This window comes from Bradyrhizobium sp. (assembly GCF_019242285.1).
Taxonomy (GTDB): domain Bacteria; phylum Pseudomonadota; class Alphaproteobacteria; order Rhizobiales; family Xanthobacteraceae; genus Bradyrhizobium.
Genome location: NZ_JAFAVV010000775.1, coordinates 1 through 2,640, shown reverse-complemented (window position 1 = coordinate 2,640; position 2,640 = coordinate 1). Strand labels below are relative to the sequence as shown.

Genomic DNA, 2,640 nt, shown 5'->3' with positions numbered 1-2,640 from the left:
CCTGCATGATATGCACGCCGTAGGGCCCGAGATCCAAATAGCTGGCCACCGCCCAGCCGCCGGCAAACGCAGCGCCGAACACCTCGGCGCCGATCAGAATCGCCGCGCTCAGCACGGTCAGCACGTTCTGCCACGCGATCCCCCGATTGCCGGTTGGGGTCGTTCCGCGGCTCATTCTCTTGCTCCTCTGCGCCTGGACCTTAGGCCGCGTCGCGCGCCTTCGCGCGCATGAGGCCGGCCTCCACCAAGGCGGCGCGGATGCGCTCGATCTCGGCGGCGGAGAGCTTGACCAGGGGCGGGCGCACCACCGCCCGCGGCAGCCGGCCGAGCAGCACCAGCGCTTCCTTCATGCGGTTGTGCATGTCCGCCCAGGGGTCGGCGTAGAACACCCGGGCCAGCGGATAGATGCGGTCATTGAGGCGGCGCGCCTCGGCGAGATCGTTCGCCTTCACCGCGTGGAACAGCTGCGCCTGCAAATCCGCGATCACGCTGCCACTGCCGGAGAGGAGCCCGTTGCAGCCCAGCACGAGCGAGCTCAACAGCCAGGCGCTGTGGGTACTGAGCACGTTCACCGGCCGCGGCAGGTTCTGCAACGTGCGAATGTGCATCTCGTGCTGTGCCACATTCCCGGCCCAGTCCTTAATGGCGCGGATGCTCGCCACCTCGTCCACCATCTTGAGCAGCGTGTCGCACGGGTAGCCCTGGCCGGTGGCGAGCGGATATTGGAACACGATCAGAGGGAGGTCGGTCGCGTCCGCGATGCGCTTGAAATGCGCCAGCGCCATGGCCGGCGATTGACCCAGCGTGAACGGCCCCGGCGGGAAGACCAGCAGCGCGGAGGCGCCACCCTCAGCGGCCATGCGGGCGATTCTGGCGGCCTCGATGCTGCCGTCCGCCCAAATCCCGTTCACCAGCGGCAGCCGCTCGCCGATCTCGTCCTGCGCGACGGCGAGGACCCGCCGCTGCTCGTCGAAACTCAGCGAACCGACCTCGGTCGAATGCGCGTTGATGGTGATGGCGGAGATCCCTTTGGTTCCCGCGACGTCGCGCAAATGCGCCCGAAAGCTCTTCTCATCGATCGAGAGATCGTCGTTGAAGGGCAGCAGCACGGCCGGAATGACGCCGTGGGGTATGTAGCGGGCGTGACGGGGCATCTTCGACTCCTTGGCTTTCGCCTGCGACGACCTCGACCCTATAGCACGCGGGCGAGGCCGAAGTCCCACCGCGACGGGAGGGCTGCCTTGATGTTTACCGGGGGCTAAGCGTACCCTGCCTCAACGCGAAGAGCCGAGGAGATCGCCATGGCCGCTTGTCGTCGAGTCATCAGGCATCTGTGGTTGATGTTGGCGCTGCTTCCGCTGCCGGCGTGGGCGGGCGCGGAGGGCGCGGCGTTCATCTATGTCACCAACAGCGCCGGCGATAGCATCCACGTCATCGATCCCGCGACCAACAAGGTCGTGCAGGAGATCAAGGGCATCGAGGCCGCCCACGGGATTGCGCCCTCTCCCGACGGCACGCGGGTCTACGTCAGCAACGAGGCCGACAGCACGCTTGACGTGTTCGACCGCAGCAGCGGCGCGTTGATCAAGAAAGTGCCGCTGAGCAATCACCCCAACAATATCGCGGTGACCAAGACCGGGGATCGCATTCTGGTCGCGATCGCGCGCGGGAGCGGCGCGGTCGACGTTATCGACGCGAACACCTTGACTCGGACCAAGAGTATCCTGGTCAAGGGCCGGCTGCACAACATTTACGTGACGCCCGACGGCAAGTACCTCATTGCCGGCTCGATTCCGGGCAAGCTTTTGACCGTTATCGACCTCGAGCGCGAGGTCCCGGTCTGGGAGCTGCCGTTCGACCTGGGCGTGCGCCCGATGACGATCGAAGCCGGGCCCGACGGCTCGACCAAGCGCATTTTCGTGCAACTCTCCGACACCAACGGGTTCGCGGTGGTGGATTTCGCCGCGCGCAAGGAGGTGGCCAGGATCAAGCTGCCGGAGACAGCAGCCGAGTTCGAGACCGATGCCGGACGCGCGACGTCGCCTTCGCATGGCATCGGGGTGGCGCCCGACGGCAGGACGCTCTGGGTCACCAGCATCCCCAACAATGCGGTGTTCGTCTATTCGCTGGCCGACCTCAAGCTTATCGGCGAGGTCGCCTTGCCGGCGCTGAAGCTCGCCGGCCACGGCCCGATCTCCTCGGTTCCGAACTGGGTCACGTTCACGCCAAACAGCAAGACGATCTATATCTCCAATGCCGGCATCAAATCCGTCACCGCCATCGATACCGAGAGGATGACGGTCAAAGCCGTTGTTCCGGTGGGCGAAGTGCCCAAGCGGATCACCACGCTGGTAGCGAAGTAACTGCGATCCGCTGGCGCTGGCGGGAGCGGCCTCGCCGTACAGGTGGATTGATTGGGTCGGCGAGAAACCCAATATGTCGGGCACGGCATCGCCGCGGGCACGCGATCATGCCGCAGCCCATACCCTGGTTCTATGACACCACGTGGTTTGTTTCACCCCGCTGTTGCGGCCTGGTTTGAGCGCAGCTTTGCCGCGCCCACGGCCGCGCAGGCGCAGGCTTGGCCGGCGTTTCAGGCCGGCCGGCACGTGCTGATCGCCGCGCCAACCGGTTCCGGCA

The 2,640-nt window shown here is 65.8% G+C and carries 2 protein-coding genes; one reads left to right on the top strand and one right to left on the bottom strand.

Annotated elements, in window-relative coordinates:
• Window positions 1-200: 200 nt before the first annotated feature.
• Window positions 201-1,154 (bottom strand): dihydrodipicolinate synthase family protein, encoded by a 954-nt coding sequence (locus tag JOY90_RS31555; protein WP_291695005.1) that lies wholly within the window; start codon window positions 1,152-1,154, stop codon window positions 201-203.
• Between the two features lie 147 nt (window positions 1,155-1,301).
• Here JOY90_RS31555 and JOY90_RS31550 point away from each other — a divergent pair, with 147 nt between their 5' ends.
• Complete coding sequence (locus JOY90_RS31550; RefSeq protein WP_291695004.1) at window positions 1,302-2,363, top strand: hypothetical protein; 1,062 nt, start codon at window positions 1,302-1,304, stop codon at window positions 2,361-2,363.
• Window positions 2,364-2,640 lie beyond the last annotated feature (277 nt).

Coding starts and splice junctions, on each gene's coding strand:
- JOY90_RS31555 (WP_291695005.1), bottom strand. CDS start 1,154: ATGCCCCGTCACGCCCGCTACATACCCCACGGCGTCATTCCGGCCGTG.
- JOY90_RS31550 (WP_291695004.1), top strand. CDS start 1,302: ATGGCCGCTTGTCGTCGAGTCATCAGGCATCTGTGGTTGATGTTGGCG.